This window comes from Limnohabitans radicicola (assembly GCF_014837235.1).
GTDB lineage: Bacteria > Pseudomonadota > Gammaproteobacteria > Burkholderiales > Burkholderiaceae_C > Limnohabitans_A > Limnohabitans_A radicicola.
In genome coordinates, this window is record NZ_JACYFT010000004.1 from 86,235 (window position 1) to 109,744 (window position 23,510).

Annotated in this window: 25 protein-coding genes; 17 read left to right on the plus strand and 8 right to left on the minus strand. The window is 63.0% G+C overall.

From position 1 onward, the window contains the following. Positions 1-10 precede the first annotated feature (10 nt). From sdhC to leuB, 9 genes are all read left to right on the plus strand, one after another. On the plus strand, positions 11-442 hold the full coding sequence (sdhC, locus tag IC609_RS14855) for a succinate dehydrogenase, cytochrome b556 subunit (RefSeq protein WP_191820312.1): 432 nt from the start codon (positions 11-13) through the stop codon (positions 440-442). A 21-nt stretch (positions 443-463) separates the two neighbouring features. Further along, positions 464-829, plus strand: coding sequence for a succinate dehydrogenase, hydrophobic membrane anchor protein (gene sdhD / locus IC609_RS14860; RefSeq protein ID WP_191820313.1), 366 nt, complete (start codon positions 464-466; stop codon positions 827-829). Between the two features lie 41 nt (positions 830-870). Then, positions 871-2,676, plus strand: a complete 1,806-nt coding sequence (gene sdhA / locus IC609_RS14865; protein ID WP_191820314.1) for a succinate dehydrogenase flavoprotein subunit — start codon at positions 871-873, stop codon at positions 2,674-2,676. Positions 2,677-2,707: 31 nt separating this feature from the next. After that, on the plus strand, positions 2,708-3,412 hold the full coding sequence (locus IC609_RS14870) for a succinate dehydrogenase iron-sulfur subunit (protein WP_191820315.1): 705 nt from the start codon (positions 2,708-2,710) through the stop codon (positions 3,410-3,412). Next, the gene (locus IC609_RS14875) at positions 3,412-3,720 is read left to right on the plus strand and encodes an FAD assembly factor SdhE (RefSeq protein WP_108371716.1); all 309 of its coding nucleotides are present in this window, start codon (positions 3,412-3,414) and stop codon (positions 3,718-3,720) included. Before IC609_RS14870 ends, IC609_RS14875 begins: the two co-directional genes overlap by 1 nt. A 42-nt stretch (positions 3,721-3,762) precedes the next feature. After that, entirely contained in the window at positions 3,763-5,061 is a 1,299-nt protein-coding gene (gltA, locus tag IC609_RS14880) for a citrate synthase (protein WP_191820316.1), read from the plus strand. Positions 5,062-5,304: 243 nt separating this feature from the next. Then, positions 5,305-6,726 (plus strand): 3-isopropylmalate dehydratase large subunit, encoded by a 1,422-nt coding sequence (gene leuC, locus IC609_RS14885; RefSeq protein WP_191820317.1) that lies wholly within the window; start codon positions 5,305-5,307, stop codon positions 6,724-6,726. A gap of 20 nt (positions 6,727-6,746) precedes the next feature. Beyond that, positions 6,747-7,400, plus strand: coding sequence for a 3-isopropylmalate dehydratase small subunit (gene leuD, locus IC609_RS14890; protein ID WP_191820318.1), 654 nt, complete (start codon positions 6,747-6,749; stop codon positions 7,398-7,400). A gap of 26 nt (positions 7,401-7,426) precedes the next feature. Further along, positions 7,427-8,497: a 3-isopropylmalate dehydrogenase gene (gene leuB, locus IC609_RS14895; protein ID WP_191820319.1), complete on the plus strand. Its 1,071-nt coding sequence runs from the start codon at positions 7,427-7,429 to the stop codon at positions 8,495-8,497. A 76-nt stretch (positions 8,498-8,573) separates the two neighbouring features. Here the strand turns inward: leuB and IC609_RS14900 are convergent, their stop codons facing one another. Next, positions 8,574-10,328: an N-acyl-D-amino-acid deacylase family protein gene (locus IC609_RS14900; RefSeq protein WP_191820320.1), complete on the minus strand. Its 1,755-nt coding sequence runs from the start codon at positions 10,326-10,328 to the stop codon at positions 8,574-8,576. Beyond that, positions 10,309-11,184, minus strand: coding sequence for a bile acid:sodium symporter family protein (locus IC609_RS14905; protein ID WP_191820321.1), 876 nt, complete (start codon positions 11,182-11,184; stop codon positions 10,309-10,311). The genes IC609_RS14900 and IC609_RS14905 overlap by 20 nt, the downstream gene beginning before the upstream one ends. Before the next feature lie 320 nt (positions 11,185-11,504). On the opposite strand from IC609_RS14905, the gene asd reads away from it, so the two are divergent. The 6 genes from asd to accD are packed head-to-tail and all read left to right on the plus strand — an operon-like array spanning position 11,505 to position 17,127. After that, on the plus strand, positions 11,505-12,635 hold the full coding sequence (gene asd, locus IC609_RS14910; RefSeq protein ID WP_191820322.1) for an aspartate-semialdehyde dehydrogenase: 1,131 nt from the start codon (positions 11,505-11,507) through the stop codon (positions 12,633-12,635). Between the two features lie 5 nt (positions 12,636-12,640). Continuing rightward, complete coding sequence (truA, locus tag IC609_RS14915; RefSeq protein WP_191820323.1) at positions 12,641-13,423, plus strand: tRNA pseudouridine(38-40) synthase TruA; 783 nt, start codon at positions 12,641-12,643, stop codon at positions 13,421-13,423. After that, positions 13,420-14,094 carry a phosphoribosylanthranilate isomerase gene (locus IC609_RS14920; RefSeq protein ID WP_191820324.1) on the plus strand — a complete coding sequence of 225 codons (675 nt, stop codon included), beginning with the start codon at positions 13,420-13,422 and terminating at the stop codon, positions 14,092-14,094. The genes truA and IC609_RS14920 overlap by 4 nt, the downstream gene beginning before the upstream one ends. Before the next feature lie 22 nt (positions 14,095-14,116). Further along, entirely contained in the window at positions 14,117-15,400 is a 1,284-nt protein-coding gene (gene trpB, locus IC609_RS14925) for a tryptophan synthase subunit beta (protein WP_191820325.1), read from the plus strand. A gap of 11 nt (positions 15,401-15,411) precedes the next feature. Further along, a complete protein-coding gene (trpA, locus tag IC609_RS14930; protein WP_191820326.1) occupies positions 15,412-16,221 on the plus strand; it encodes a tryptophan synthase subunit alpha in 810 nt (269 codons plus the stop codon). A 33-nt stretch (positions 16,222-16,254) separates the two neighbouring features. Further along, positions 16,255-17,127, plus strand: a complete 873-nt coding sequence (gene accD / locus IC609_RS14935) for an acetyl-CoA carboxylase, carboxyltransferase subunit beta (protein WP_191820327.1) — start codon at positions 16,255-16,257, stop codon at positions 17,125-17,127. A gap of 68 nt (positions 17,128-17,195) precedes the next feature. On the opposite strand, the gene IC609_RS14940 is transcribed toward accD, so the two are convergent. Further along, on the minus strand, positions 17,196-17,744 hold the full coding sequence (locus IC609_RS14940; RefSeq protein WP_191820328.1) for a YggT family protein: 549 nt from the start codon (positions 17,742-17,744) through the stop codon (positions 17,196-17,198). Between the two features lie 31 nt (positions 17,745-17,775). Between IC609_RS14940 and IC609_RS14945 the strand changes: the two genes are divergently transcribed. Both IC609_RS14945 and lysS read left to right on the plus strand, forming a co-directional pair. Continuing rightward, on the plus strand, positions 17,776-18,444 hold the full coding sequence (locus IC609_RS14945; protein WP_191820329.1) for an LON peptidase substrate-binding domain-containing protein: 669 nt from the start codon (positions 17,776-17,778) through the stop codon (positions 18,442-18,444). Between the two features lie 81 nt (positions 18,445-18,525). Then, positions 18,526-20,091: a lysine--tRNA ligase gene (gene lysS, locus IC609_RS14950; RefSeq protein WP_191820330.1), complete on the plus strand. Its 1,566-nt coding sequence runs from the start codon at positions 18,526-18,528 to the stop codon at positions 20,089-20,091. A gap of 64 nt (positions 20,092-20,155) precedes the next feature. Here lysS and IC609_RS14955 read toward each other — a convergent pair whose 3' ends face one another. Genes IC609_RS14955 through recO form a run of 5 tightly spaced genes read right to left on the minus strand, consistent with a single transcriptional unit; the run spans position 20,156 to position 23,508 of the window. After that, positions 20,156-20,467: a hypothetical protein gene (locus tag IC609_RS14955; protein ID WP_191820331.1), complete on the minus strand. Its 312-nt coding sequence runs from the start codon at positions 20,465-20,467 to the stop codon at positions 20,156-20,158. Positions 20,468-20,485: 18 nt separating this feature from the next. Continuing rightward, on the minus strand, positions 20,486-21,571 hold the full coding sequence (gene nagZ, locus IC609_RS14960; RefSeq protein ID WP_191820332.1) for a beta-N-acetylhexosaminidase: 1,086 nt from the start codon (positions 21,569-21,571) through the stop codon (positions 20,486-20,488). A 37-nt stretch (positions 21,572-21,608) separates the two neighbouring features. Next, a complete protein-coding gene (acpS, locus tag IC609_RS14965; protein WP_191820333.1) occupies positions 21,609-22,016 on the minus strand; it encodes a holo-ACP synthase in 408 nt (135 codons plus the stop codon). After that, positions 22,013-22,762 carry a pyridoxine 5'-phosphate synthase gene (locus IC609_RS14970; RefSeq protein WP_191820334.1) on the minus strand — a complete coding sequence of 250 codons (750 nt, stop codon included), beginning with the start codon at positions 22,760-22,762 and terminating at the stop codon, positions 22,013-22,015. The genes acpS and IC609_RS14970 overlap by 4 nt, the downstream gene beginning before the upstream one ends. After that, positions 22,759-23,508 carry a DNA repair protein RecO gene (recO, locus tag IC609_RS14975; protein ID WP_191820335.1) on the minus strand — a complete coding sequence of 250 codons (750 nt, stop codon included), beginning with the start codon at positions 23,506-23,508 and terminating at the stop codon, positions 22,759-22,761. The genes IC609_RS14970 and recO overlap by 4 nt, the downstream gene beginning before the upstream one ends. Positions 23,509-23,510: the final 2 nt, after the last annotated feature.

A 23,510-nucleotide genomic window follows, 5' to 3' on the forward strand; every position in this document is an offset into this window, starting at 1 on the left:
AAGCACCACCATGACTGAACTTGCAAGAAAGCGGCCCGAATTCCGCAACATCAATGCCCTCAAAGACCTGCCGACCTACCGTCTGCCGGCCGCGGGCTGGGTGTCGATCCTGCACCGCGTGAGCGGTTTGCTGATGTTTATCCTGATGCCCTTGATCATCTGGCTGTTCGACAACTCGATCACCTCCGAGATCTCGTTTGCCAAGTTCTCTGCCGCATTCAACGTCGGTATCGGCTTTGTTCCCGGCTGGTTCATGAAGCTGGTGGCACTGGCCCTGATTTGGGGCTATCTGCACCACTTCATCGCTGGTCTGCGCCACCTGTACATGGATGTGTGCCACGCCGTGACCAAAGAGTTCGGCAAGTCCTCGGCCATCGTCACCCTGGTGCTGAGCCTGAGCCTCACAGCCGCTCTGGGCGCCAAGCTGTTCGGCCTCTACTAATTCATCTACAGGAGCACATCCATGTCCGTCAATTACGGCTCCAAGCGCATCGTCACCGGTGCAGGTTATGGCTTTCGCGACTGGCTGGCCCAGCGCGTGACCGGCGCCCTCATGGCCTTGTTCACCATCATCTTGCTGGTGCAGGTCCTGACCACGTCCGGCCCCATCGGCTACGAACAATGGGCAGGCATCTTCGCCGGCCAATGCATGAAATTCCTGACCTTCGCGGTCATCATCGCCCTGCTCTACCACGTGTGGGTCGGCATGCGCGACATCTGGATGGACTACATCAAGCCCGTGGGCGTGCGCCTTGTGCTGCACGTTTTCACCCTCGTCTGGCTGGTCGGCTGTGCTGGCTGGGCTGTCCAGGCCTTGTGGCGCGTCTGAACGTTTGTCACCGCGTTGATCTCACACCAAGATAAAGAACCATGAGCTACACCAAAGATCAAATCTCCAACCGCAAGTTCGACGTCGTGATCGTCGGCGCTGGCGGCTCCGGCATGCGTGCCTCGTTGCAGCTGGCCCGCGCCGGCCTGAACGTGGCCGTCCTGTCGAAAGTGTTCCCCACCCGCTCGCACACCGTGGCAGCGCAAGGCGGCGTGTCCGCATCGCTGGGCAACATGAGCGAAGACAGCTGGGAATACCACTTTTACGACACCGTCAAAGGCTCCGACTGGCTCGGCGACCAGGATGCCATCGAATTCATGTGCCGTGAAGCGCCCAAGGTCGTGTACGACTTGGAGCACATGGGCATGCCTTTCGACCGCAACCCTGACGGCACCATCTATCAGCGTCCGTTTGGTGGTCACACCGCCAACTTCGGCGAAAAGCCCGTGCAACGCGCCTGCGCCGCTGCTGACCGCACCGGTCACGCCATGCTGCACACGCTGTACCAGGCCAACGTCGCAGCCCGCACCACGTTCTTCGTGGAATGGATGGCGCTGGACCTGATCCGCAACGAAGCTGGCGATTGCGTGGGCGTGACCGCCCTCGAAATGGAAACCGGCGAGCTGTACACCCTGCAAGCCAAAACCGTGCTGCTGGCCACGGGCGGTGCTGGCCGGATTTACCAGTCGTCCACCAACGCCTTCATCAACACCGGTGACGGCCTGGGCATGGCTGCCCGCGCAGGCATCGCGCTGCAGGACATGGAGTTCTGGCAGTTCCACCCCACCGGCGTGGCCGGCGCTGGCGTGCTGCTGACCGAAGGCTGCCGTGGCGAAGGCGCGATCTTGCTCAACAGCAATGGCGAGCGCTTCATGGAGCGCTATGCGCCCACACTGAAAGACTTGGCCCCACGCGACTTCGTGTCGCGCTGCATGGGCCAGGAAATCCTGGAAGGTCGCGGCTGTGGTCCTAACAAGGACTACATCCACATGAAGCTGGACCACCTGGGTGCCGACACCATCCACAAGCGCCTGCCATCGGTCTACGAAATCGGCGTGAACTTCGCCAACGTCGACGTGACCCGCGAGCCCATCCCTGTGGTGCCCACCATTCACTACCAGATGGGCGGCATCCCGACCAACATCAATGGCCAGGTGGTCCACACCGTGAACGGTGAAGACCGCCCTGTGAACGGCCTCTACGCTGTGGGCGAATGCTCTTGCGTGTCGGTGCACGGCGCCAACCGCCTGGGCACCAACTCGCTGCTGGACCTGCTGGTCTTCGGCAAGGCCGCTGGCGACCACATCATCGCCAACAACAAGCCGGGCACCCCCGTGCAGGACCTGCCCGCCAACGCCACCGACCTGACGCTGGCCCGCCTGAACCGCCTCGAAAGCGCTCAAAGCGGCGAATACGCCCAGGATGTGGCCAACGACATGCGCGCCATCATGCAAGCCCACGCTGGCGTGTTCCGCAGCCAAGAAGTCATGAACGAAGGCGTCAAGAAGATCGCTGAGCTGCGCGCCCGCGTCGCCAACATCGGTCTGCAAGACAACTCCAAAGTGTTCAACACCGCCCGCATCGAAGCGCTGGAAGTGGAAAACCTGATGGAAGCTGCCCAAGCCACCATGGAAAGCGCTGCTGCTCGCCAGGAATGCCGTGGTGCCCACCTGGTGCGCGACTACGAACACGATGTGACCCACCCCACTTGCCCTCTGGGCCGCAACGATGCCGAGTGGATGAAACACACCCTGTGGCACAGCGAAAACAACAGCCTGACCTACAAGCCCGTGCGCATGAAGCCTCTGACGGCCGAAACCGTGCCACCCAAGCCCCGCACTTTCTGAGCGGCCTGCACGAACACAAGGAATCTGAAAAATGGCAAAACGCACCTTCAAGATCTACCGCTACGACCCGGAAAAAGACGCCAAGCCTTACATGCAGTCCATCGACGTGGAGCTCGACGGCTCCGAGCGCATGCTGCTGGACGCCCTGGTCAAACTCAAGGCCGTGGACCCCACCCTGTCGTTCCGCCGCTCTTGCCGCGAAGGCGTGTGCGGCTCCGACGCCATGAACATCAACGGCAAGAACGGTCTGGCCTGCCTGACCAACCTGAACACGCTCAAGGGCGACATCGTCCTTAAGCCCCTGCCTGGCCTGCCAGTCGTGCGCGATCTGATCGTGGACATGACCCAGTTCTTCAAGCAGTACCACTCGATCAAGCCTTACCTGATCAACGACACGCCACCGCCTCAGACCGAGCGCCTGCAAAGCCCTGAAGAGCGTGACGAGTTGAATGGTCTGTACGAGTGCATTTTGTGCGCCAGCTGCTCGACCAGCTGCCCCAGCTTCTGGTGGAACCCCGACAAGTTCGTGGGCCCAGCCGGTCTGTTGCAAGCCTACCGTTTCATCGCCGACAGCCGTGACCAAGCGACCAGCGAGCGTCTGGACAACCTGGAAGACCCCTACCGCCTGTTCCGCTGCCACACCATCATGAACTGCGTCGATGTCTGCCCCAAGGGTCTGAACCCCACCAAGGCCATCGGCAAGATCAAAGAGATGATGGTCCGCCGCGCTGTCTGATGACTGAAACAGCACTGCTCGAAGATGCGTCCTTGTTCGGCGCTGACCGCCACGCACCTTTGAGCGAGCGGTCACTCAGCAAACTGCGCTGGCGCAGCCGCCGTGGTTTGCTGGAGAACGATTTGTTCATCGAACGCTTCTTCGCTCGGCATGATTCTCGCTTGACCGTGGGTCAAGCCCGAGGCATGTATGTGCTGATGGACCTGTCTGACAACGATCTCATGGACTTGCTGTTGCGCCGCAAGGAACTGCAGCCCGAGATCAGCACCGAAGAGGTGCGCGAAGTCCTGGACATGTTGAGAGCGTGACCCCATTTGGTTCACGCCCCTGAATTTTTGAGGAAACCCACCATGAAACTCGCCGATAACAAAGCCACCCTGTCGTTCTCCAACGGCAGCCCCAGCATCGACATGCCCGTGTACTCGGGCAACATCGGTCCTGATGTGATCGACATCCGCAAGCTGTACGCTCAAAGCGGCATGTTCACGTACGACCCCGGTTTCCTGTCCACGGCTTCCTGCCAATCGGCAATCACCTACATCGACGGTGACAAGGGCGAGCTGCTGTACCGCGGCTACCCCATCGAGCAGCTGGCCAACAAGGCCGACTACCTCGACACCTGCTACCTGCTGCTCAACGGCGAGCTGCCCGTCGGCCAGCAAAGCAAGGACTTCCACAACCTGGTGAACCAGCACACCATGGTGAACGAGCAGATGCAGTTCTTCCTGCGCGGTTTCCGCCGTGATGCACACCCCATGGCCGTGCTGACCGGTCTGGTGGGCGCCCTGTCGGCCTTCTACCACGACAGCACCGACATCAACAACCCGGACCACCGCCAAATCGCCGCGATCCGCCTGATCGCCAAGATGCCTACCCTGGTGGCCATGGCCTACAAATACGGCGTGGGTCAGCCTTTCATGTACCCCCGCAACGACCTGTCCTACGCTGGCAACTTCCTGCGCATGATGTTCGGCACGCCTTGCGAAGAGTACAAGGTCAACCCCGTGCTCGAGCGCGCCATGGACCGCATCTTCACGCTGCACGCTGACCACGAGCAAAACGCTTCCACTTCCACCGTGCGTCTGTGCGGCTCGTCCGGCACCAACCCGTTCGCCGCCATCGCGGCGGGTGTGGCTTGCCTGTGGGGCCCGGCCCACGGCGGCGCCAACGAAGCCTGCCTGAACATGCTGGAAGACATCCAGAAAATGGGTGGCGTCTCCAAGGTCGGCGAATTCATGAACCAGGTGAAAGACAAGAACTCCGGCGTCAAGCTGATGGGCTTCGGTCACCGCGTCTACAAGAACTACGACCCCCGCGCCAAACTCATGCAGGAAACCTGCAACGAAGTGCTGGCCGAATTGGGCCTGGAAAACGACCCGCTGTTCAAGCTGGCCAAAGAGCTGGAAAAGATCGCGCTGGAAGACGAATACTTCGTCAGCCGCAAACTCTACCCGAACGTGGACTTCTACTCCGGTATCGTGCAGCGCGCCATCGGCATCCCTGTGAACCTGTTCACCGGCATCTTCGCCCTGGCCCGCACCGTCGGCTGGATTGCCCAGTTGAACGAAATGATCAGCGACCCCGAGTACAAGATCGGTCGCCCACGTCAACTGTTCACAGGCTCCCCACGCCGCGACGTGCAGCGTTGATCGGTTTTCAACCGAACCCCGAAAGCCCGCCTTGTGCGGGCTTTTTCATGTCATAAACCACCACTTGAGCGAGTAGGGCCTGGGACTGTCAGGCCAATTTGCTGGCGCGAAGCGACTGATGAGGCCTGACAGCCCCGGGCCCCGGCCGCTCAAGTCCCCGCAGCGACCAAAAGGCCATGGCAGACGGCCCGATCAAGGCCGCCTATCCGCATAAAATGGCAGGCTGCACAGCAAGGAAGCTTCATGGCACGCACGCTCTACGACAAGATCTGGGACGAACACGTCGTCCACACCGAAGAAGACGGCACCTCCGTCCTGTACATCGACCGCCACCTGGTGCACGAAGTCACCAGCCCTCAGGCCTTTGAGGGCCTGCGCCAAGCCGGTCGCAAAGTCTGGCGCGTCAGCTCCATCGTCGCCACCGCCGACCACAACACCCCCACCACCGGCTGGGAACTGGGCTACGACGGCATCACCGACCCGATCAGCAAAGAACAAATCACCACACTCGACGCCAACATGAAGGAATACGGCGCCGCAGCCTTCTTCCCCTTCATGTCCAAGCGCCAGGGCATCGTGCACGTCATTGGCCCGGAAAACGGTGCCACCCTGCCCGGCATGACCGTGGTCTGCGGCGATTCGCACACGTCCACCCATGGGGCGTTTGGCGCGCTAGCCCATGGCATCGGCACCTCCGAAGTTGAGCATGTCATGGCCACGCAAACCCTGCTGGCCAAAAAAGCCAAAAACATGCTCATCAAGGTCGAGGGCACGCTGGCCAAAGGCGTGACCGGCAAAGACGTGGTGCTGGCCATCATCGGCAAAATCGGCACTGCTGGCGGGACCGGCTACACCATTGAATTCGCAGGCTCGGCCATCCGCAGCCTGAGCATGGAAGGCCGCATGACGGTCTGCAACATGGCCATCGAAGGCGGCGCACGCGCAGGCCTGGTGGCGGTGGACGACAAGACCATCGAGTACGTCAAAGGCCGTTTGCTCTCGCCCACGGGCGTGGAGTGGGACCAGGCCGTGGCGTACTGGAAGACGCTGCAGTCCGACCCCGGCGCGCATTTTGACGCCGTGGTGGAACTGGACGCCAGCACCATCGTGCCCCAAGTCACCTGGGGCACCTCGCCCGAAATGGTGCTGGGCATCGACGGCCACACGCCCGACCCCGACAAGGAAAAGGACGACATCAAACGCGATGCCATCGAGCGCGCCCTGACCTACATGAACCTGCAACCCGGCAAGGCACTGGCCGACATCACCATCGACAAGGTCTTCATCGGCTCGTGCACCAACAGCCGCATCGAAGACATGCGCGAAGCCGCTGCTGTGGTCAAAAAGCTCGGCCAAAAGGTCGCCAAGAACGTCAAGCTGGCCATGGTCGTACCCGGCTCGGGTCTGGTCAAGGCGCAAGCCGAAGCCGAAGGCCTGGACCAGATTTTCAAGGCCGCAGGCTTTGAGTGGCGCGAGCCCGGCTGCTCCATGTGTCTGGCCATGAACGCCGACCGTCTGGAGCCCGGTGAGCGCTGCGCCTCGACGTCCAACCGCAACTTTGAAGGCCGTCAAGGCGCGGGTGGCCGCACCCACCTGGTCAGCCCCGCCATGGCCGCAGCCGCAGCCGTGCACGGTCACTTCGTTGACGTTCGCAAATTCGCCTGAAGCGATCGAGGAATCACAGCATGCAGAAATTCACCCTCCTCAAAGGCATCGTGGCCCCAATGGACCGCGCCAACGTGGACACCGACGCCATCATCCCCAAGCAGTTCCTCAAGTCGATCCGCAAGACGGGCTTTGGCCCCAACCTGTTCGACGAATGGCGCTACCTCGACAAGGGCGAGCCCGGCGTGCCCGAATCCGACCGCAAACCCAACCCCGACTTCGTGCTGAACCAGCCGCGCTACAAAGGTGCCCGCATTCTGCTGGCACGCAAGAACTTCGGCTGCGGCTCCTCGCGTGAGCACGCGCCCTGGGCCATCGACCAGTACGGTTTTCGCTGCGTGATCGCGCCCAGCTTTGCCGACATCTTCTTCAACAACTGCTTCAAGAATGGCTTGCTGCCCATCGTGCTGCCCGAAACCGTGGTGGCCCAGCTGTTCGACGAAGTGGCCGCTTTTCCCGGCTACGAGCTGACCGTGGATCTGGAGCGCCAGGTCGTGGTGCGCCCCCAAGGTGAAGAAATTCCGTTCGAGGTGCAGGCCTTCCGCAAGTACTGCCTGCTCAATGGTCTGGACGATATCGGCCTGACCCTGCGCCACGCCGACAAGATCCAGGCTTTCGAGGCCGAACGACTGGCCACCAAACCCTGGCTAGCCCACACCGCCACCAACGCCTGAGCCCCCAAGAACACACTGGAAACCCCATGAAAATCGCAGTCCTCCCCGGTGATGGCATCGGCACCGAAATCGTCGCCGAAGCCGTCAAAGTCCTGAACACGCTCGACCTCAAGTTCGAGATGGAAACCGCGCTGGTCGGCGGTGCCGCCTACGACGCTTATGGCCACCCCCTGCCCGAAGCCACGCTCAAGCTCGCGATGGATTCGGACGCGGTGCTGTTTGGCGCGGTGGGCGACTGGAAATACGACAAGCTCGATCGCCCCCTGCGTCCTGAGCAGGCCATCCTGGGCCTGCGCAAGAACATGGGCCTGTTCGCCAACTTCCGCCCGGCCATCTGCTACGAGCAACTGGTGGGCGCATCCAGCCTCAAGCCCGAGCTGATCGCGGGCCTGGACATCCTGATCATCCGCGAGCTGACCGGCGACATCTATTTTGGCCAGCCACGCGGTCGCCGTGTGGCCACCGACGGTCACTTTCCCGGCGCCGAGGAAGCGTTTGACACCATGCGCTACTCCAAGCCCGAGATCGAGCGCATCGCCCACGTCGCCTTCCAGGCCGCCCGCAAGCGCAACAAGCGCCTGACCAGCGTCGACAAGGCCAACGTGCTCGAAACCTTCCAGCTCTGGAAAGACGTGGTCACCGAAGTCGGCCAGCAGTACCCCGACGTGGCGCTGGACCACATGTACGTGGACAATGCGGCGATGCAGCTGGTCAAGGAACCCAAGCGCTTTGACGTGGTGGTGACCGGCAACATGTTCGGCGACATCCTGTCCGACGAAGCCTCCATGCTCACCGGGTCGATCGGCATGCTGCCCTCGGCCAGCCTGAACACGAAAAATCAGGGGCTGTACGAGCCCAGCCACGGCAGTGCCCCCGACATCGCGGGCAAAGGCATCGCCAACCCGCTGGCCACCATCCTGTCCGCCGCCATGATGCTGCGTTTCAGCCTGAATCAGGAAGAAGCCGCCCAGCGCATCGAAGCGGCTGTGCAAAAGGTGCTGGCCCAGGGCCTGCGCACTGGCGACATCTACAGCGAAGGCACCACCAAAGTCAGCACCCGCGAAATGGGTGATGCGGTGGTCAAGGCCCTCGGCTGATCCATCTCCTGCAAGAAAGCCCGGCACCTGTGAAGGTGGCCGGGCTTTTTTTTCGCTCCAGACACCGCGCAGCGCGTCAGTGCTGCCCCATGCGCACCAGCCGCCCAGGGCGGGCCTCGGTGATCGTGCCGCCTTGCTGCACCGCCTCGCCCGCCACCCAGGTGGTCACATAGCCTTCGGCCTTTTGCACAAAGCGCTTGCCGCCTGCAGGCAAATCGCGCACCAACCGGGGAACGCCCACGCTCAGGCGGGCCGGGTCGATGGCATTCAGATCGGCCCGCATGCCCTCGGCGATCACGCCCCGGTCCGTCAAGCCCAGGTACCGTGCATTGCGGCTGGTGAGCATCTCCACCGCGGTTTCGAGTGCGATGGCCTCACGCCCGCGGTCGCGCACCCAATGGGTGAGCATGAAGGTGGTGAAGCTGGCATCGCACACGGTGCCCACGTGCGCCCCCGCATCGCTCAGGCTGCTGAGTGCCCTGGGGTGCCCCAGCATGCGGCGCACCGTGTCGAGTGAGCCTTCGTTGTAGTTGAAGATCGGGAAGTAAATCAGGCCCGAACCATCGCCCGCACACAGGTGGTCGTAAATCACCGCCAAAGGCGAGACGCCCGCTTGCTTGGCGCGCACCAAGAAGCTCTGCATCACCGAGGGCTCGTAGTTGAGCGTGTCTTCGAGCGCGAACATGCGTCCGCTGATGAGGTCGATCTTGGCCAGCAGGATGTCCACCAGCGGCGGAATGGCGCTGCCGTCCCCGGCCAGGCGTTCGGACTTCTCGGACAGGATGCGCGCCTTGCGGGCCGGATCGCGCAGGGCTTCGGCCCGCTGCGCCAGCGGCAGGTGGGCCACCTCCTTGTAGGACGGGAAGCCCATGAAAGGGTGAAAGCTGGCGTCCAGCCCATTGATCACGCCGATGCCGCGCACGGCAGCCTGCATGTACAGGGGCAAACCGGCCTGGACGGCGGCCTCGACCCGCTGTTGGATCTTCAGGTACTGCTCACCGCCCGGGTCACGCTGCAACCAGGTCAGTGACACCGGCTTGCCGCTGGCCCGCGCCAGCGCCTCCACGCAATCGAACTCGGCGTCGAAGGGGTCCGGGCCGCTCAGCAGGTTGTAGTCGCTGACGATCTGGATCACCCCATGGTCCAAACCTTCAAAGGCCTGCGCCAGCCCGGTCAGCTCGTCGTGGCCTGCGTTGGCCGCAGGCGTGTCCTTGCCCTCGGAGGTGCGGTGGTTGTCGCTGCGCCCGGTGCTGAAACCGGCAGCGCCCGCCTGCAGCGCTTCGCGCAGCAGGGCCTGCATGGCCCGGATGTCGTCGGCATTGGCCTGCTCGTGGGCCTGCGCCCGCTCACCCATCACATACATGCGCAAGGGGTCGTGCGGCACCTGCACCAAGTAGTCCAGGCTGCGCGGCGTGGCCGCCAGCGCGTCCATGTACTGCGGAAAGGTCTCCCAGTTCCAGCGGATGCCTTCATGCAGTGCCGCGCCCGGGATGTCCTCCACACCTTCCATCAGCTTGATCAGATCGTCTTCATGACCGGGGCGTTTGGGCGCAAAACCCACACCGCAGTTGCCCATGACCAGGGTGGTCACACCGTGGTAAATGCTGGGTGTGAAGCACTCGTCCCAGGTCACTTGCCCGTCGTAGTGGGTGTGGATGTCCACAAAACCGGGAGTGATCCACAAACCTGTCGCGTCCAGGGTTTGCCGGGCGGGCTCGTCCACCTGGCCCACCGCCACAATGCGGCCGCCGCGCACCCCCACATCGGCCACACGCGCAGGCGCGCCCGTGCCGTCGACCACAGTGCCGTTTTTAATCAACCAGTCGAGCATCTTTTCTTCTCCAATACAGGGCCAGGCCCATGCCGCTCACGATGTGCCAAATGCCCCACAGGCTGGCCAAAGTGACCATGCCCAAGTCGCTGCCAAACTGCACCGCGATGATGCCCAACGCCAGGCCCGAGTTCTGCATGCCGCCTTCGATCATGATGGCCCGGCGGTCGCGCTCGCTCACGCGCATGGCCTTGGCTGTGGCCCAGCCCAAAAACAGGCCGCTGGCATTGTGCAGCACCACCAGCAGCAAGGTGGGCAACAGGCCCAGAGTCAGCAATTGCCGCTCCTTGATGAGCCCCGCCACGATGAACAAAATCAAAGCGCCCACCGCAAAGTGGCCCAGCGGCTTGCGGATGCGCTCGGTCAGCGCTGGCAGCCGATGCGAGAAAACCAAACCCAACGCCAAGGGGATGCCCAGCAGCGCCACCTGACTCAGCCAGATACCGGACGGGTCGATCGACAGTTGGCGCAACCAAGACGCGGTTTCGGGGTTGGCCGCGATCATCCAGCTGAAGTTGAAGGGCGTGGCAAAGAGCGCGATCACACTGGCCACGGCCGAGATGCTGACCGACAGCGCGGTGTTGCCGCGCCCCATGTGGGTGACCACATTGCTCAGGCTGCCGCCGGGGCAAGCCGCCACCAAAATCATGGCCGCCTCGATGTTGGCGGGCAAATCCAGCACCAGCGTGGCAAGCCAAGTGCCCACAGGCAAGAGGATGAACTGGGGGATCAGGCCGCACACCACGGCACGCGGGGTTTGGGCCACGCGCCGGAAGTCATCGATCCGCAGCTCCAGCGAGACAGAAAACACCATGGTCGCCAGCACCAGGCTCAAAATCAGTTGTTGTGTGGTCATGCGTGCTTCCTTTCAAAAAGTATAGACAACACCTGGACCCTGAGGGCAAAGGGTTTACGCGCAAGCGCCTGTCCCTGCGGCAAGGCCGCGTCAGGCTCATACAAGCCAATCCGGTACAATCCCACCCCATGTTCCACGCCCACCTGTTCTGCCTGAACCTGACCGCTGCCGCTGCAGTGGCTGCCGGTGCGCGTGCAATCACCACCAAAACGACGACCATTAAGGGCTAACGGCTCTGGTTCGTCGTGCGCCCTCCCCGGCCAGACGAGCCGGGGCAAACAGTCAGGTCTCACACTGTTTAACTTTGAAAGGGCAATGAAATGAGCAAGTTGGTAGGTTTGGTCGGCTGGCGCGGTATGGTCGGCTCGGTTCTGATGGACCGCATGATTCAGGAAAAAGACTTTGACCTGATCGAGCCCTTGTTCTTCTCCACATCGAATGCGGGCGGCAAAGCCCCCTCGATGGCCAAGAACGAAACCACGCTGCAAGACGCCTTCAACATCGAACAGCTCAAGCGCTGCGAGATCATCATCACGGCCCAGGGCGGCGACTACACCTCGGAAGTCTTCCCCAAGCTGCGCGCTGCCGGCTGGAATGGCCACTGGATCGACGCGGCATCGACCCTGCGCATGGAAAAAGACGCCGTGATCATTCTCGATCCGGTCAACATGCCCGTGATCAAGAACGCCTTGGCGCATGGCGGCAACAACTGGGTGGGCGGCAACTGCACCGTCTCCTGCATGTTGATGGGCGTGGGCGCCTTGTACAAAGCCGGTCTGGTCGAATGGATGAGCACCCAGACTTACCAAGCGGCATCCGGCGGCGGAGCACAACACATGCGCGAGCTGCTGACCCAATACGGCACGCTCAACGCCGAAGTCAAAGCCCTGCTGGACGACCCCAAGAGCGCCATCCTCGAGATTGACCGCAAGGTGATCGCCAAGCAACGCGCCCTGACCGGTGCCGAGACCGCCAACTTTGGCGTGCCCCTGGGTGGCTCGCTGATCCCCTGGATCGACAAGGACCTGGGCAATGGCATGTCCAAGGAAGAGTGGAAAGGCATGGCCGAAACCAACAAGATCTTGGGGCTCGGCGAGGGCTTCAACTCCACCGCCATCCCGGTTGACGGTTTCTGCGTGCGTGTGGGTGCCATGCGCTGCCACAGCCAGGCCCTGACTTTCAAGCTCAAAAAAGACGTGCCCGTGGCCGACATCGAAGCCATGATCGCTGCCGACAACGAGTGGGTCAAAGTGGTGCCCAACACCCGCGAAGCCACCATCCAAGACCTGACCCCTGTGGCCGTGACCGGCACCATGACCATCCCCGTGGGCCGTGTGCGCAAGCTGGCCATGGGCCCCGAATACGTCGGCGCGTTCACCATCGGTGACCAGCTGCTGTGGGGCGCGGCCGAGCCGCTGCGCCGCATGCTGCGCATCTTGCTGGAAGCCTGATTCCCATGCGTTTGGCCTTGGGGGTCAGCTACAACGGCCAGCCTTATCTGGGCTGGCAAAGCCAACCCTCGGGCCAAACCATCCAGGACCAGCTCGAAAAAGCGCTGTCGCAGTTCTGCGACCAGCGCGTGCTCACCCACTGCGCAGGCCGCACCGACACGGGTGTGCACGGCTTGATGCAGGTGGTGCACCTGGACACCCCTTTGGCGCGCGACATGCACTCCTGGGTGCGGGGCACCAACCGCTACCTGCCACCCGACATTGCCGTGCAATGGGCCCAGGAAATGCCGAGCGATTTCCATGCCCGGGGCAGCGCGGTGGCCCGGCGCTATGTGTACGTGCTGCTAGAATCGCCCGTGCGCCCTGCGCTCGAGTCGGGCCGGGTCGGCTGGTCCTTTCGCCCGCTCGACGAAGTCGCCATGCGCGAAGCCGCGCAGCACCTGCTGGGCGAGCACGACTTTTCTTCGTTTCGCGCCAGCGCCTGCCAGGCGCTCAGCCCGGTCAAGACGCTGCACCGCATCGACATCCACCGCCGGGGGCCTTACTGGCGCTTCGAGTTCGAAGGCAACGCCTTTTTGCACCACATGATCCGCAACATCATGGGCTGTCTGGTCTATGTGGGCCAGGGCATGCACCCGCCCAGCTGGCTGCACGAGGTGATCGACGCACGCAGCCGCGATGCCGCAGCGCCCACCTTCTCACCCGATGGCCTGTATTTTGCGGGCCCGGTCTATGGGCCAGAATGGGGTCTGCCCACGACCACCCCGGCTTTTGACTGGCTGCCATGAGCAATCCACAACGCACCCGCATCAAAATGTGCGGCTTCACCCGCGAAGCCGATGTCGACGCCGCTGTTCAAGCGGGCGCCGACGCCATCGGCTTCGTGCTCTACCCGCCCAGCCCGCGCAACGTGCCCATCGAACGCGCCGCTGAGCTGGCCGCACGCTTGCCTGCCTTTGTCACGCCCGTGCTGCTGTTCGTCAACGACAGGCCCGAACGGATTGCCCAAGCCTGCGCTTCCGTGCCCGGCGCGGTGCTGCAGTTCCATGGCGACGAGACGCCCGAGTTTTGCGCCGCCATGAGCCTGGCCACAGGCCGCCCACACCTCAAAGCCGCCCGAATCCCCCTGGAATCGGCTGGCGACTTTGACTTGGTAAAATTTGCCCAATCCCACAGCACAGCCCAAGCCATATTGCTCGATGCCCATGTCGACGGTTTTGGTGGCGGCGGAAAAACATTCCCTTGGTCACAGCTGCCTCCAAACGTCGAAGCTCACCTCGTTTTGTCTGGTGGACTCACACCTGCAAACGTGACCGATGGCATTCGGACACTGCGCTCACACGGCCGCTCACTGGCCGTTGACGTGAGCTCGGGCATCGAAGCAGGCAAAGGCCTGAAAGATGCCGAAAAAATGCAGCAGTTTGTCGCTGCCGTGCGCGCCGCCGACAACGCCTCCTGAAATCCGTTTTTCCAAGGTCACCATGTACGACTACCAACAGCCCGATGCCAAGGGGCATTTCGGCATTTACGGCGGCAGCTTTGTGTCAGAGACGCTGACACATGCCATCAACGAGCTCAAAGACGCCTACGCCAAGTACCAGCACGACCCCGAATTCATCGCCGAATTCAAGTCCGAGTTGGCGCATTTTGTGGGCCGCCCCTCCCCCGTCTACCACGCGGCCCGCATGAGCCGTGAGATGGGCGGCGCACAGATCTTCCTCAAACGCGAAGACCTCAACCACACGGGTGCGCACAAGATCAACAACACCATCGGCCAAGCCATGCTCGCCAAGCGCATGGGCAAAACACGCATCATTGCCGAGACCGGCGCGGGCCAGCACGGCGTGGCCACCGCCACCATCTGCGCCCGCTATGGGCTCGAATGTGTGGTCTACATGGGCAGCGAAGACGTCAAGCGCCAAAGCCCCAACGTCTATCGCATGAAACTGCTGGGCGCGACCGTGATTCCGGTCGAGTCGGGCAGCAAAACCCTCAAGGACGCCCTCAACGAAGCCATGCGTGACTGGGTCGCCAATGTGGACAACACCTTCTACATCATCGGCACCGTGGCGGGCCCGCACCCCTACCCCATGATGGTGCGCGACTTCCAAAGCGTGATCGGCGAAGAATGCCTCACGCAAATGCCCGAGATGTTTAAAAGCCTGCACATGGCGGAGCAGCAGCCCGACGCGGTCATTGCCTGCGTGGGTGGCGGCAGCAACGCCATGGGCATCTTCTACCCCTACATCGCCCACGAAAACACCCGTCTGATCGGCGTGGAAGCCGCAGGCGAAGGCATGGACTCCGGCAAGCATTCCTGCTCGCTGCAGCTGGGCAGCCCCGGCGTGCTGCACGGCAACCGCACTTACATCCTGCAAGACGACAACGGCCAGATCACCGAAACCCACAGCGTGAGCGCGGGCCTGGACTACCCCGGTGTCGGTCCCGAACACGCCTTCCTCAAGGACATCGGCCGCGCCGAGTACGTGGGCATCACCGACAAGGAAGCGCTCGAGGCCTTCCACTACCTGTGCCGCACCGAGGGCATCATCCCTGCGCTCGAGTCGAGCCACGCCGTGGCTTACGCCATGAAGCTGGCCAAAACCCTGCGCACTGACCAGTCGATCCTCGTCAACCTGTCGGGCCGTGGCGACAAGGACATCGGCACCGTGGCCGACCTGAGCCAGGCCGACTTCTATTGCCGTCCCAGCTGCCGCGGCCAGTCGGTCAAGGGCGGCGAGCAGCCCGTCAACATCGTGAAGTGAGGGCTGTACAGATGAGCCGCATTGACACCACCCTCTCCCAGCTCAAGGCCCAAGGCCGCAAGGCATTGATCCCTTTCGTGACCGCAGGCTTCCCCTTCGCAGACAGCACCCCTGCCCTGATGCACGCCATGGCAGGCGCGGGTGCCGACATCATCGAGTTGGGGGTGCCGTTTTCCGACCCCTCGGCCGACGGCCCGGTGATCCAGAAGGCGGGCGACAAAGCTCTGGCCATGGGCATTGGCCTCGTGCAGGTGCTGGCCATGGTGCGAGAGTTCCGGCAGACCAACGCCAGCACCCCCGTGGTGCTGATGGGCTACGCCAACCCGGTGGAGCGTTACGACCAGAAGCACGGCGCGGACAGCTTCATCCGCGATGCCTCTGCTGCGGGCGTGGACGGTGTGCTGATCGTGGATTACCCGCCTGAAGAATGTGTGGAATTCGCCGCCAAGCTGCGCGCCCACAGCATGGACCTGATTTTCTTGCTGGCACCCACCTCGACCGACGAACGCATGCAGCAAGTGGCCCGAGTCGCCAGCGGCTATGTGTATTACGTGTCGCTCAAGGGCGTGACGGGTTCTGGCGCCCTGGACATCGACGCCGTGGAAGCCATGCTGCCGCGCATCCGCCAGCATGTGAGCGTGCCGGTGGGCGTGGGATTTGGCATCCGAGATGCGGCCACGGCCAAGGCGATTGGTCGCGTGGCCGACGCGGTGGTGATCGGTTCACGCCTGATCCAGCTGATCGAAAACGAGCCGGCCGACCGGGTCAACACGGTCGCTGCCGACTTCCTGTCTGGCATCCGCCAGGCACTGGACGCCTGAACGGCGATAATCCCAACTTAAGGAGAAACCCGCATGAGTTGGCTTGAAAAACTGCTGCCGCCCAAGATTGTTCACACCGACCCGGCCGACCGCCGCTCGGTGCCCGAGGGCCTGTGGATCAAATGCCCCAGCTGCGAGACCGTGCTGTACAAGAACGACCTCGAAGAAAACGTCAACGTCTGCCCCAGCTGTGGTCACCACCACCGCATTGGCGCACGTGCCCGCCTGAACGCCTTCCTCGACGGCGAAGGCCGCTATGAGATCGGCCAGGAAGTGGTGCCGGTCGACGCCCTCAAATTCAAGGACAGCCGAAAGTACCCCGAGCGCCTGAAAGAGGCCATGGACAACACCGGCGAGACCGACGCGCTGGTGGTCATGGGCGGTGCGGTGCAGAGCATCGAGCTGGTCGCGGCCTGCTTCGAGTTCGACTTCATGGGCGGCTCCATGGGTTCGGTCGTGGGTGAGCGCTTTGTGCGTGGCGTCGAGACCGCCATCGAGCAAAAAGTGCCTTTCGTCTGCTTCACCGCCACAGGCGGCGCCCGCATGCAGGAAGGCCTGCTTTCGCTCATGCAGATGGCCAAAACCAATGCGGCCCTCACCCGTCTGGCCAAGAAAGGCCTGCCCTACATCAGCGTGCTGACCGACCCGACCATGGGTGGTGTGTCGGCCGGTTTTGCCTTTGTGGGTGACGTGGTGATCGCCGAGCCCAAGGCCCTGATCGGTTTTGCCGGCCCCCGCGTGATCGAGACCACCGTGCGCGTGACGCTGCCCGAGGGCTTCCAGCGTGCCGAGTTTTTGCAGACCAAGGGCGCCGTGGACTTCATCTGCGACCGCCGCGAGCTGCGCAAGACCATCTCCAGCGTGCTGGCAATGCTGCAGCGCCAAAGCGCCGACGCCGTCAGCTGAGCAAGCCAGCACCCCCAAAACAAAGGCCCTCTTCGGAGGGCCTTTGTTTTGGGGGCTTGCCGAGTGGCTCAGTACATCCAGCCCATCTGCAACTGGGCCAGCGCCATGCCCGCCAACTGCAAGACCAGCAACAAGGCGATCGGTGACAAATCCACCCCACCGATCAGCGGCACCACGCGCTGAAACGGCTTCAAGAACGGGTCGCACAAACGGGCGGTCAGGCCGTACATGGGCGAGCCAGGGTTGACCCAGGACAACAACGCCAGCACCAGCACCAGCGCACTGAGCGCAGACACCACCAGTTGGGCCAGGCCCACCACGGTCACCAGCGGCAACAAACCCCATGCGCCTCGGCCACCCGCCACCAGCCACAAAAGCGTGTACTGCACCAGCTTGATGAGGAAGGCACCCACCAGGCTCGACACATCCCAGGACGACCACGGGGGAATCACACGTCGCAAAGGCAGGAGCAACCAGTCGGTGACAGCAAACACAAACCGTCCCAAGGGCTGGTGGAAAGAGATCCGCTGCCGCTGCATCCAGAAACGCAGCAAACAGGTGCCTGCGATCAAGCCGGCCACCACATCCAAGACCAAACTCACCATCTGAAACAACATCGTTTTCTCCTGCTCGTGCGATGATACCCAGATGCCTGAACGCGATGCCCCTTCCCCCACAACCTTGACGGAATTGCCCCTGTTCCCGCTGGGCACGGTGCTGTTTCCGGGGGCCTTGCTGCCTTTGCAGTTGTTTGAACTGCGCTACTTGCAAATGATCGGCGAGTGCGAGCGCCAAGGCACCGGCTTTGGCGTCGTCACTCTGACCCAAGGCCGAGAAGTCCATCGGCCCGGCGAGACCGAGCAGTTCGAACCCATCGGCACCCGCGTGCAGATCGAGCGCATTGAACGCCCCCAGGCGGGCCTGGTGAGGGTCTGGTGCCGTGGGATGGATAAATTTCGCATCGAGGCCACCCAGCAGCGCAGTGATGGCTTGTGGCTGGGCCGGGTACACGCCTTGCCGCCCGAGCCCGACGTGCAAGTGCCCGAAGACTTGCAACACTTATCGACCCAGATGCACGAAGCCCTGCGCCAGTTGAGCGGCCAGCCCAGTGTGGTGCCGCACTGGAACGAAGCCTGGCGGCTGCAGGACTGCGGCTGGCTGTCCCACCGCTACGGTGAGTTGTTGCCCTTGCCCCTGGCCATGAAATACCGCCTGTTTGCCCTGCCCGAGCCCCTGATGCGGCTGGAACTGATCGGCGATCTGGTCGCGCCAACTTCTGATGCCGCCTCGGGCGGGAAACCGCCTGCAAACTCTTAAAATAGAAGGCTTTGCGCCTTCGCGCACATTTCAACCCCCGGATCGGGCGCCTGTGCGCCCAGGTCCCAACCGCACCTCGCCATGTCTGACACGACTGCCAACGCTCCAGCCGCTGCTGCGCAAATCCCAGCGCCCCAGGATGAAAACCAACTGATCGCCGAGCGCCGCGAGAAGCTCAAGGCCATGCGCCAGGCGCAGGCCGATGGCAAGGGCGTGGCCTTCCCCAACGACTTCAAACCTGAACACCACGCCGCCAACCTGCACGAAGCCCACGGCGGCAAAGAAGCCGAAGACCTGAACGGCGAAGGCGTGGCCAAGACCACCGCCAAAGTCGCTGGCCGCATGATGCTCAAGCGCGTGATGGGCAAGGCCAGCTTTGCCACGCTGCAAGACGCCACAGGCCGCATCCAGGTCTATGTGACCCGCGACGATGTGGGCGAAGACCTGTACGCCTTGTTCAAACACTGGGATTTGGGCGACATCGTGGGCGTCGAAGGCCACCTGTTCAAGACCCGCACGGGCGAGCTGTCCATCCACGCTACATCGATCCGCATGCTCACCAAGAGCCTGCGCCCCATGCCCGACAAGTTCCACGGTGTGGCCGACCAGGAAGTCAAATACCGCCAGCGCTATGTGGACCTGATGACCGACGAAGCCGCCCGCAAGCGCTTTGTGGCCCGCAGCAAGGCCGTCAGCGGCATCCGCGAGTTCATGGTCAAACACGGCTTCCTCGAAGTCGAGACACCCATGCTGCACCCCATCCCCGGCGGTGCGAATGCCCGCCCCTTTGTGACGCACCACAACGCGCTGGAGCAGGACATGTTCCTGCGCATCGCGCCCGAGCTGTACCTCAAGCGCTTGCTGGTGGGCGGCTTTGAGCGCGTGTTCGAGATCAACCGCAACTTCCGCAACGAAGGCATCTCGGTGCGCCACAACCCCGAGTTCACCATGATGGAGTTCTACGCAGCGTACTGGAACTACCAGGACCTGATGAGCTACACCGAGGCCCTGATCCGCGACGCAGCCATGACGGCAGCGGGCACGCTCGACCTGACCTACAACGGCAAGCCGGTGGATTTGAACAAGCCTTTTGCCCGCATGACCATCCGCGAAGCCATCGTGAAGCACACCGAAGCGGGTGACAACGTGGACAACGCCGAGTGGCTGATCAACGCCCTGAAGAAGCTGGGCATGAGCGAAGCCAAGGACAAGCTGTCCACCCGCAGCTTGGCCAGCCTGCAGGTGTTTTACTTTGAGGAAACCGTGGAAGACAAGCTCTGGGAGCCCACCTTCATCATGGAACATCCGACCGAGATCAGCCCACTGGCGCGCGCCAACGACAACCGGCCCGAAGTGACCGAGCGCTTTGAGCTCTACATCACCGGACGCGAATTTGGCAACGGTTTCAGTGAGTTGAACGATGCCGAAGACCAGGCAACACGTTTTCACGCCCAAGTGGCCGCCAAGGACGATGGCGACGACGAAGCCATGTATTACGACCACGACTTTGTGCGGGCCCTCGAATACGGCATGCCCCCCGCAGGCGGCTGCGGCATCGGCATTGACCGCCTGATGATGCTGCTGACCGACAGCCCCAGCATCCGTGATGTGATCCTGTTCCCAGCCCTGCGTCACGTGCAGGAATAAGCGCACCCAGCCCCCAAAACAAACCCGGCCTTGGCCGGGTTTGTTGTTTCATTCAGGCAGATCGTCAGCCCTGTTGCCGGGGTGGCAAACGGGGCGCATCGTCCACCACCTCGCGCACTTCCACATCGACGATGTCGTCCTGGCGTGGCACTTCGGAACCCGCCCCAAAACCGCGCTGACCGCCCCAGCGTGCGCCCTTGCGCAACTCGCTGAACTGTTGCCAGACCATCACCACCTGGGGCTTGCGGCCAGTGAGCAACCAGCGCACGGTAGCGAACACGATGTAGAGGCCCAGCGCCGCCAGGAGGCCCGCCAGAAACGCGAGCCCCAGAAGACCCGTGAACAGGCCCATGACGATGCGTGCAATCGAGTTCATTCCAGTGTCCTGTTCAGTTCAAGGCAGGCGGTCAAGCGCCTGCATGTAATCGCTCGAGCGCACCAGCTCGTCCCAGGGGCGGGCAGGTGAACGGGGCAAGAGGTTCAAGCGCCGCTCTTCGCTGATCTCGCTGGGTGTCCAGTGGCCTTTGAGTTGGGCCTCGGCCAGCTGGTCCAGCACTTCATCCAGCTCAGCGCCGTCGTTCACCGCCGAGCGGTTGCACAGCAGGGCCAGGTCGCAGCCAGCCTGCAGCGCGGTGATCACGGCTTCGGTGTAGCTGAGGGTGCGCCCGTCCATCTGGCGTGCGGCAGCCATCGACAAGTCATCGGTACAGACCACACCCTGAAAGCCCAGCTGAGCACGCAGGATGTCTTGCAACCAGCGCGGCGAAAAGCCCGCAGGGCGGCTGTCGACCTTGCTGTAAATCACATGGGCGGGCATGACGGCAGTGAGCACGCTGGTGAGCCAACGGTAAGGTTGTGCATCGTCGGCCAGGATGGTTTTGAGGCTGCGCTTGTCCACCGGCAGCGCCACGTGAGAGTCGGCCTTGACGGCACCGTGCCCGGGAAAATGCTTGCCGCAATTGTCCATGCCCGCCTGCAGCAGGCCTTGCATCAGGCTGCGGGCCAGCAGGCTCACGACGCGCGGGTCGCGTGCAAAAGCGCGGTCACCAATCACGCCGCTCTCGCCGTGGTCCAAGTCGAGCACGGGCGTGAAGCTGAAGTCCACGCCGCAAGCGCGCAGCTCACTGGCCAGCACAAAGCCCGCCGATGTGGCCGCTTCGCAGGCCTTGAGCACGCCTGAGCCAGGTTGGCCTTTGTCGTCCTGACACCAAAGCTCGCCCAAGGCGCGCATGGGCGGCAAATGGGTGAAGCCGTCGGTGCGAAAGCGCTGCACACGGCCGCCTTCGTGGTCCACCGCGATCAAGAGGTCGGGTCGGAGGTTTTTGATGTCGGCACACAGCGTGGTCAGCTGCGCACGGCTGTGCCAGTTGCGGCCAAACAGGATCATGCCGCCCACCAGCGGATGCGCCAGACGGCGGCGGTCCACAGCGGACAGGGTGGTGCCGGCAATGTCGATGATCAGGGGGGCGTGCTGTGACATGGGGTGTCCATTCAATGTGGGGCGCCAACGCGGCAAATCAAGGGCGCACGGTGCTGGAGGTCTCGACCACGCAAAAACTGGCCGCGTATTCGGACTCGTCGGTCACGGTGATGTGTGCGCTCAGGCCCTTGGCTTCAAACCACTCTTTCAAAACACCGTGCAGCACGATGACCGGCTGGCCACTGGGCAGTTTACCGATCTCGCACAGGCGCCAGGTCATGGGCATGCGCATGCCCAGACCAATGGCCTTGCTGAAGGCCTCTTTGGCCGAAAACCGGGTGGCGAGATAGCGCACGCCCCGCTCGGGCCAACGGGCGCTGCGGGCTTTCCAGGTGGCCATTTCGGCATCGCTCAAGACCTTGGCGGCAAAGCGTTCGCCGTGCCGTTCCAGGCTGGCTTGGATGCGCCGGATGTCGCAGATGTCGGTGCCGATGCCGTAGATCATTTTTTCAGGCAAGCGAGGTAGGCCTGCACCGTGGCGCTGTAGCCCAGCTCCAGCGCATCGGCCATGAAGGCGTGGCCAATCGAGACTTCTTGCAGGCCCTTCACCGCCGCCACAAAGGCGGGCAAGTTATCCCGGTTCAGGTCGTGGCCTGCGTTCAGGCCAAGGCCGGCCTGCAGCGCGGCCTCGGCCGCATCGGCGTAACGCTGCAACTGGGACGCGTTGTCCGGGGTGCCAAACGAAGCCGCATAAGGCTCGGTGTACAGCTCCACCCGGTCAGCCCCTACGGCGCGTGCTGCAGCCATTTGCTCTGGAATCGGGTCCATGAAGAGGCTCACGCGCACGCCCAGGGCCTTGCATTCGTCGATCAGGGGTTTCAGCCGCTCGGCGTCTTGCGGAAACGTCCAGCCGTGGTCGCTGGTGAACTGGCCTTCACTGTCGGGCACAAAGGTCACCTGGTGCGGGCGCACGGCACGCACGTGCTGAATCAGGTTGTGGAAGGGGTTGCCTTCGATGTTGAACTCGCGCTCGGGCCAGGCCTTCATCAGGGCCGTCAACTCGGGCACGTCGCTCGCGCGGATGTGGCGCTCATCGGGCCGAGGATGGATGGTGATGCCCTGCGCACCCGCCTTCAGGCACAGCTCGGCCGCGCGAGTGACGCTGGGGATGCCCAGGTGGCGCGAGTTGCGCAGCAGCGCGACTTTGTTGACGTTGACCGAGAGGGCAACGCGTTCAGGGGTGGTGGTCATAAGGTTTGCAAGTCCAGCATCATTTGGCGGGTGCGCAAGGCTCCCACACCGCAATGGTAGTTGAGGAGGGAGCGCATCGGCCGCTGCATCTGGCTGAGCAGCTCGGCGCATTCGCGCAACAGCGCGGCCAACGGGCTGGGGGCGTTCAGGGCGTGCTGCAGCGCCAGCCACTGCTGGCCCTGCAGGGCGTGGCGGCTGTCTTGTGGCACCCATTGCAGCCCGGCCTCAGGCACCAGGGCATACCAGGCCTCAGGCTCCAGCGGTTTCATGGTCAAGGTCTGCACGTCGAGTGCGGGCAAGAGACCTGTCTCCTTGAGCACCAGCAATTCAAAGGCGCGCAAGGCCCATTGCATGGCGTCCGGGTCGCCACTGGCCAGCAAGCGCACGGCAGCGGCATACACCTCGAACAGGTGCGGATGGGGGTCGTCGCGCACCAAGAGGCGCATCAGCAGCTCGTTCAGGTAGTAGCCCGAGAGCAGTGCTTCGCCCGTGGGCATGACGTGGCCGCCCACCCATTCGGCCGACTTGAGGGTGCGGATGTCGCCGTCACCGCCAAAGCTGAGCGACAGCGGCTGCAGTGGCAGCAAAACGGGGCGAAAGCTGGAGCTGGGCCGCTTGGCCCCCTTGGCCACCACCGCCACCCGGCCATGGTGGCGGGTGAAGACTTCCAGGATCAGGCTGGTTTCGCTCCAGTCGTAGCGGTGCAGCACATAGGCTGGCTCGTCTGCGATCCGCTGGGTGGCCATTG

What these genes read in the sequence shown, in the direction of transcription:
- leuD (WP_191820318.1), top strand. Translation starts at nt 6,747, where the DNA reads ATGCAGAAATTCACCCTCCTCAAAGGCATCGTGGCCCCAATGGACCGC.
- IC609_RS14955 (WP_191820331.1), bottom strand. Translation starts at nt 20,467, where the DNA reads ATGAACTCGATTGCACGCATCGTCATGGGCCTGTTCACGGGTCTTCTG.
- gltA (WP_191820316.1), top strand. Translation starts at nt 3,763, where the DNA reads ATGAAACTCGCCGATAACAAAGCCACCCTGTCGTTCTCCAACGGCAGC.
- nagZ (WP_191820332.1), bottom strand. Translation starts at nt 21,571, where the DNA reads ATGTCACAGCACGCCCCCCTGATCATCGACATTGCCGGCACCACCCTG.
- trpA (WP_191820326.1), top strand. Translation starts at nt 15,412, where the DNA reads ATGAGCCGCATTGACACCACCCTCTCCCAGCTCAAGGCCCAAGGCCGC.
- IC609_RS14940 (WP_191820328.1), bottom strand. Translation starts at nt 17,744, where the DNA reads ATGTTGTTTCAGATGGTGAGTTTGGTCTTGGATGTGGTGGCCGGCTTG.
- sdhC (WP_191820312.1), top strand. Translation starts at nt 11, where the DNA reads ATGACTGAACTTGCAAGAAAGCGGCCCGAATTCCGCAACATCAATGCC.
- leuB (WP_191820319.1), top strand. Translation starts at nt 7,427, where the DNA reads ATGAAAATCGCAGTCCTCCCCGGTGATGGCATCGGCACCGAAATCGTC.
- lysS (WP_191820330.1), top strand. Translation starts at nt 18,526, where the DNA reads ATGTCTGACACGACTGCCAACGCTCCAGCCGCTGCTGCGCAAATCCCA.
- asd (WP_191820322.1), top strand. Translation starts at nt 11,505, where the DNA reads ATGAGCAAGTTGGTAGGTTTGGTCGGCTGGCGCGGTATGGTCGGCTCG.
- truA (WP_191820323.1), top strand. Translation starts at nt 12,641, where the DNA reads ATGCGTTTGGCCTTGGGGGTCAGCTACAACGGCCAGCCTTATCTGGGC.
- IC609_RS14905 (WP_191820321.1), bottom strand. Translation starts at nt 11,184, where the DNA reads ATGACCACACAACAACTGATTTTGAGCCTGGTGCTGGCGACCATGGTG.
- acpS (WP_191820333.1), bottom strand. Translation starts at nt 22,016, where the DNA reads ATGATCTACGGCATCGGCACCGACATCTGCGACATCCGGCGCATCCAA.
- sdhA (WP_191820314.1), top strand. Translation starts at nt 871, where the DNA reads ATGAGCTACACCAAAGATCAAATCTCCAACCGCAAGTTCGACGTCGTG.
- IC609_RS14970 (WP_191820334.1), bottom strand. Translation starts at nt 22,762, where the DNA reads ATGACCACCACCCCTGAACGCGTTGCCCTCTCGGTCAACGTCAACAAA.
- leuC (WP_191820317.1), top strand. Translation starts at nt 5,305, where the DNA reads ATGGCACGCACGCTCTACGACAAGATCTGGGACGAACACGTCGTCCAC.
- accD (WP_191820327.1), top strand. Translation starts at nt 16,255, where the DNA reads ATGAGTTGGCTTGAAAAACTGCTGCCGCCCAAGATTGTTCACACCGAC.
- trpB (WP_191820325.1), top strand. Translation starts at nt 14,117, where the DNA reads ATGTACGACTACCAACAGCCCGATGCCAAGGGGCATTTCGGCATTTAC.
- recO (WP_191820335.1), bottom strand. Translation starts at nt 23,508, where the DNA reads ATGGCCACCCAGCGGATCGCAGACGAGCCAGCCTATGTGCTGCACCGC.
- sdhD (WP_191820313.1), top strand. Translation starts at nt 464, where the DNA reads ATGTCCGTCAATTACGGCTCCAAGCGCATCGTCACCGGTGCAGGTTAT.
- IC609_RS14875 (WP_108371716.1), top strand. Translation starts at nt 3,412, where the DNA reads ATGACTGAAACAGCACTGCTCGAAGATGCGTCCTTGTTCGGCGCTGAC.
- IC609_RS14870 (WP_191820315.1), top strand. Translation starts at nt 2,708, where the DNA reads ATGGCAAAACGCACCTTCAAGATCTACCGCTACGACCCGGAAAAAGAC.
- IC609_RS14900 (WP_191820320.1), bottom strand. Translation starts at nt 10,328, where the DNA reads ATGCTCGACTGGTTGATTAAAAACGGCACTGTGGTCGACGGCACGGGC.
- IC609_RS14945 (WP_191820329.1), top strand. Translation starts at nt 17,776, where the DNA reads ATGCCTGAACGCGATGCCCCTTCCCCCACAACCTTGACGGAATTGCCC.
- IC609_RS14920 (WP_191820324.1), top strand. Translation starts at nt 13,420, where the DNA reads ATGAGCAATCCACAACGCACCCGCATCAAAATGTGCGGCTTCACCCGC.